Source organism: Rhizobacter sp. P3_B12 (assembly GCF_056402895.1).
This window is the reverse complement of sequence record NZ_JBFUGN010000386.1, coordinates 1-5356: the sequence shown is the minus strand read 5'-3', so window position 1 is coordinate 5356 and position 5356 is coordinate 1. Positions and strand designations below refer to the sequence as shown.

At 68.9% G+C, this 5356-nt stretch carries 5 protein-coding genes; 1 reads left to right on the top strand and 4 read right to left on the bottom strand.

Going from position 1 to position 5356, the window contains the following annotated elements; genetic code table 11:
• From AC1D01_RS19175 to AC1D01_RS19160, 4 genes are all read right to left on the bottom strand, one after another.
• On the bottom strand, positions 1-1937 hold a 1937-nt coding region (locus AC1D01_RS19175), incomplete at its 3' end, for a DUF1631 family protein (RefSeq protein WP_477869048.1).
• A gap of 101 nt (positions 1938-2038) precedes the next feature.
• Entirely contained in the window at positions 2039-3691 is a 1653-nt protein-coding gene (groL, locus tag AC1D01_RS19170) for a chaperonin GroEL (protein ID WP_477869046.1), read from the bottom strand.
• A 51-nt stretch (positions 3692-3742) separates the two neighbouring features.
• Positions 3743-4033 carry a co-chaperone GroES gene (locus tag AC1D01_RS19165; RefSeq protein ID WP_477869044.1) on the bottom strand — a complete coding sequence of 97 codons (291 nt, stop codon included), beginning with the start codon at positions 4031-4033 and terminating at the stop codon, positions 3743-3745.
• 237 nt (positions 4034-4270) lie between these two features.
• Positions 4271-4963 carry a glutathione S-transferase family protein gene (locus AC1D01_RS19160; protein WP_477869042.1) on the bottom strand — a complete coding sequence of 231 codons (693 nt, stop codon included), beginning with the start codon at positions 4961-4963 and terminating at the stop codon, positions 4271-4273.
• Positions 4964-5034: 71 nt separating this feature from the next.
• Between AC1D01_RS19160 and AC1D01_RS19155 the strand changes: the two genes are divergently transcribed.
• Positions 5035-5356: hypothetical protein (locus AC1D01_RS19155; RefSeq protein ID WP_477869040.1), on the top strand; the 322-nt coding region annotated here is incomplete at its 3' end.

Genomic DNA, 5356 nt, shown 5'->3' with positions numbered 1-5356 from the left:
GCGTTGACCCAGGCGGCCGCATCGTCGCCGCCCGCGGGCGGGCCGCTCGGCAGCCACTCGGCGGGCACGGTGTCCATCGAGCCGAGGTCGATCAGCGAATCGCTGAACGGTGCGCCGGTCTCGGGCTCCGGCTCGACGGTCTCGTCGCGCATGCGGCGCACGATCTCCTCCGGTGTCGGCTCGGGCTGCGCGGCGGTGGCGGCCGGCCGGGCGCGCGGTTTCATCGCCTCGCTGTGGACCTCGACCAGCTCGTCGAGCACGGCCTGCTGCTCGTCGGCCGGCAACCCGGTCAATTCCATGCCGGCACGCAGCTCCTTCAGCAGCCCGGGCAGCAGGCCCAGCAGGCGCAGACGGCTCTGCGGATGGTCGGGCAGCTGAAGGCTCCACAGCAGGTGGTCGGTCGCCTTCAGCACCCGCTGGCTGGATTCGGCCTCCTCGCCGTACAGCGTGAACGATTCGGCCAGCACGCGTGCCCACGCGCCGGTGACGAAGCGGCGGATCACCGGCGTCGTGCGGATCGGCGCCATCTGCTCGGTCAGCCGGTGCGACAGCTCGCGTTGCAGCCGCTCGCGCTGCTCGGCCATCACCAGCGTCGCGATCGCGCCGCGCGCGGCCACCTGCGCATCGCGCAGCTGCTCGGCGATGGCGGCGTCGACGCGTGCGAGGCTGCGGCGGTACAGCGCGGCGTCCTGCACCGGCTCGGCGAGCATCTCGTCGACCAGGCGATCGCAGAACGACAGGAAATGCGCGAGCCGCGGGTCGCCGGACTGCGGGTAGCCGACGGCGGCGCCGGCGATGCGGTCCATCAGCTGCCACACCGGGTGCTCGTGGACCTCCATCATCTTCGGGTCGCGCAGCGCGACGCGCAGTGCCGACACCTGCAGGCGGCCCATCAGCGTGCGCAACGGCTGCGGCAGCATCGGGTCGCCGAGGATGGTCTCGAACAGCCGCGACAGCAGTTCGATGATCTGGCGCTCGATCGTCTCGTCGGCGGCGCTGAGCAGCGAGCCGCGGAATTCGGCCAGCCGCGACGACGGCGTGCCGGCGCGGTCGGCGCCATCGGCGGCTTCAGCGGCTTCGGCAGCGTCGCCGCTGCGCTCCGGCAGGCGCGAGAGCATCGCCTCGATGCGGGCGAGGGCCTGCTCCAGTGCCGGGCCGAGCGTGGCGCCACGGCGGCCCGGGGTGGAGGGCGCGGAGGAGGTTGCGGGCAAGCCACCCGGCATGCTGCGCACCAGCCCTTCGAGCGCGCCGGGCATCGTCACGTCGACCTCCGGCTTGCGCGCCGCGCCGGCGCCCGGTGCCAGCACGACGGTGCGGTAGATGCTCGGCTCGACCCCCTGCGATTCGAGGCGCGAGCAGGCGGCGGCCCAGGCCATGCGCAGCAGCGGCGTCATCGCGGTGGAGGCCACGCGCAGCAGGATGGCCTGCTGCACCGGCTTGTCGGTCACGTCGCCGGCGGCGTCCCACAGCGCGTGGGCATAGGCGAGCGGGCGCAGCGGGTTCGATTCGGCGGTGGTGTGGGTCTGGGCGCGCAACGTCGACGTGAAGGTCTGCAGCTCGCGCAGCTCCCATTCGGTGCCGGTGTCGATCTGCTGCACGGCGCGCGAGATCTCGATGTCGGACTCGACGCGGCCTTCATCCATCAGCTGCAGGCCGGACAGGCTGCTCGGGCCGGACAGGGCCGCGGCAGGGGCGGTCGGCTCCAGCTCGGCCAGCACGCGCAGGCGCAGCGCGTCGACGAAGCTGCGCTGGAAACGGCCGGCATGCTGCTGCAGCTGCTCGACGAGATCGAAATGGTGTTGCCGCTCGTTGGCGAGCAGCTGGTCGCGCGGGCGGCGCAGTTGCTCGACCACCGCCGCCGTGGTGCGGGCGATCAGGTCGGGTGCGCGGCCCAGTTCATCGTCGATGAAGCGCTTCAGCAGGGGGGCGGTCGGCATGGCGATATTGTGCCGCCCGCGGCCAGGGGGCGGCCTTCGAGGTGTGTCAATGAAAAAGGGCTGCCGAAGCAGCCCTTTCGAGGTAGGCGAGGTGCCTGGACTTACATGTCCATGCCCATGCCGCCCATGCCACCCATGCCGCCACCGGGCATGCCGCCACCGGCGCCGGCTTCTTCCTTCGGAGCCTCGGCGATCATCGCCTCGGTCGTCAGCATCAGCGAGGCCACCGACGCGGCGTTCTGCAGCGCGGTGCGGGTCACCTTGGTCGGATCCAGGATGCCCATCTCGATCATGTCGCCGTAGGTGTCGTTGGCTRCATTGAAGCCGTAGTTGCCMTTGCCGTTCAGCACGGCATTGACGACCACGCTGGCTTCGCCGCCGGCGTTGTAGACGATCTCGCGCAGCGGCGCTTCGATCGCGCGCAGCACCAGCTTGATGCCGGCTTCCTGGTCGGGGTTGTCACCCTTGATGGCGCCAGCCGCTTGCTTGGCGCGCAGCAGCGCGACGCCGCCACCGGCCACGATGCCTTCTTCGACGGCGGCACGGGTCGCGTGCAGCGCATCTTCGACGCGGGCCTTCTTTTCCTTCATCTCGACTTCGGTCGCAGCGCCGACCTTGATCACCGCAACGCCGCCGGCCAGCTTGGCCACGCGCTCTTGCAGCTTTTCACGGTCGTAGTCGCTGGTGGCTTCCTCGATCTGCACGCGCACTTGCTTGACGCGGGCTTCGATGTCGGCACCGGCACCGGCGCCATCGATGATGGTGGTGTTTTCCTTGCCCACTTCGATGCGCTTGGCCTGGCCCAGGTCGGCCAGCGTGACCTTCTCGAGCGTCAGGCCGACTTCTTCGGCGATGACCTTGCCGCCGGTCAGGATGGCGATGTCTTCCAGCATGGCCTTGCGGCGGTCGCYGAAGCCCGGGGCCTTGACGGCGACGACCTTCAGGATGCCGCGGATCGTGTTGACCACCAGGGTCGCCAGCGCTTCGCCTTCGACTTCTTCAGCGATGATCAGCAGCGGACGGCCGGCCTTGGCCACTTGCTCCAGCACCGGCAGCAGGTCGCGGATGTTGCTGATCTTCTTGTCGAACAGCAGGATGAACGGGTTGTCCAGCAACGCCGATTGCTTCTCGGGGTTGTTGATGAAGTACGGCGACAGGTAGCCGCGGTCGAACTGCATGCCTTCGACGACTTCGAGTTCGCTCTCGAGCGACTTGCCGTCTTCGACGGTGATGACGCCTTCCTTGCCGACCTTGTCCATCGCGTCAGCGATGATCTTGCCGATGGTTTCGTCGCTGTTGGCCGAGATCGAGCCGACTTGCGCGATTTCCTTCGAGGTCGTGGTGGCCTTCGAGGCCTTCTTCAGCTGCTCGACCAGGGCCGTGACGGCCTTGTCGATGCCGCGCTTCAGGTCCATCGGGTTCATGCCGGCGGCCACGTACTTCATGCCTTCGCGGATGATGGCCTGGGCCAGCACGGTGGCGGTGGTGGTGCCGTCACCGGCGATGTCGCTGGTCTTGGAAGCGACTTCCTTGACCATCTGCGCGCCCATGTTCTGGAGCTTGTCCTTCAGCTCGATCTCCTTGGCGACCGAGACACCGTCCTTCGTGACGGTGGGGGCGCCGAACGAGCGCTCGAGGACCACGTTGCGGCCCTTCGGGCCCAGGGTCACCTTGACGGCGTTGGCGAGGATGTTGACACCCTCGACCATGCGTGCGCGGGCTTCGCCGCCGAAGACTACGTCTTTTGCTGCCATGTTCTTTTCTCCGAATTCAGTGTTGAGGTGCTGGAGCCAGTGCGGGGAGAATTACTTCTCGACCACGGCGAAGAGGTCTTCTTCGCGCATCACCAGCAATTCCTTGCCGTTGTCCTTGACGACCTGGCCGCTGTACTTGCCGAACAGCACGCGGTCGCCGACCTTGACGTTCAGGGCCACGAAGTCGCCCTTCTCGTTGCGCTTGCCCGGGCCGATGGCCAGGACGATGCCTTGCTCGGGCTTCTCGGTGGCGGCGTCGGGGATGACGATGCCGGAAGCGGTCTTGGTTTCTGCTTCAACGCGCTCGACGATCACGCGGTCGTGCAACGGGCGAAATTTCATGGCTTCTCCTTGATGTCTCAAATGGGACTTCTGGTGGGCAACGAGGCAAGTTGGCGCTCATTGACCTGGCAGAACATCGGCACCCGAAGGCACCTGGATGTCGTTAGCACTCAAGTTGGATGAGTGCTAGCAGACCAGAATTATAGGGGCAGGGCGTGACGGTTCAAGAGGGGGTCTTTGGAGAAACCCTGGGGGCCGCGCATCGCCGGCCCCGGGCCTGCCTGCGCGAGAAGCGGCTCAGCGAGGGGCCGACGGGTCGAAGAATCGCCGGGCCAGGCCGTCGCGCCCCGGAAAGAACTGGAAGAAGGGCCGCGCCTGGTCGATGGTGAGCGCCACCGCCGGGTGCGCGACGAGCCGTTCGAAGTAGGCCGCGAGTCGCGCGTGCTGCGGCGCCAGCGGCAGCCAGGCCAGCGCATAGAACAGCGCCGGCGCCGCGGCGCAATCGGCCAGGCTGAAGGCCTCGCCGGCCAGCCAGGGGCGGCCGTCGAGCTGGCCGTCGAACAGCGCATAGGCGGTCGACAGCGTGTCGCGCGCCTGGGCCAGGTTGCGGGCATCGCGCTCGCCCTCGGGCCGCAGGCGATCGGCGGTGAAGGCCTGCATCGGCGTCATCAGGTACAGGTCGGACAGGCGATCCCACAGGCGGACCTCGAGCGCGGCCTCCGCCTCGTGCGGGATCAGCGTGCGACCCGGGCGCGCGTGATGGCGCTGCAGGTGCTCGATGATGATGCTCGTCTCGCCGATCGGCCGGCCCTGGTCCTCCAGCAGCGGCATCTTGCCGAGCGGCCACCGCGCCAGGTGGGCGGCGCGCTCGGCCGGGTCGCCGAGGTTGAGCAGGCGCCTGTCGACCTCGGCGCCCAGCACCTCGATCGCGATCAGCACCTTGTGGCAGCACGACGAGAGCGGGTGGTAGTGGAGCGTGGGCGCAGTCATCGCGCCAGTATGGCCCTGCGAGGTGCCGCCGCGCTATCCTTGCGCCACCTTCACCGCATCGACTCACAACCATGCTGATCGCGATCGTCGGCGGCGTGCTGGCCGCCCTGGGTTTCCTGTCCGCCGTCGCGCTGGTCGCGGCGCCCCTGGGGATGTCCGCGGCGCCGCCGGGCCTGACGCTGTGGGTGCTGTTCCCGCTCTTCACGCTGCTCGGCTACGCGCTGGTGGTGGCCGGCAGCCGCGATCCGGCCGTCAAGCTGCCGACGCTGGCGCTGGCGGTACCGCTGCTGCTGCTGGCCCTGGTGGCCGCGATCGCGCTGGTGGTYGGCGCGGCCGGGCTGCGGCCCGTCGGCGACCAGGGCGGCACCGCCCCGCTGTGGTACGTGCTGGTGC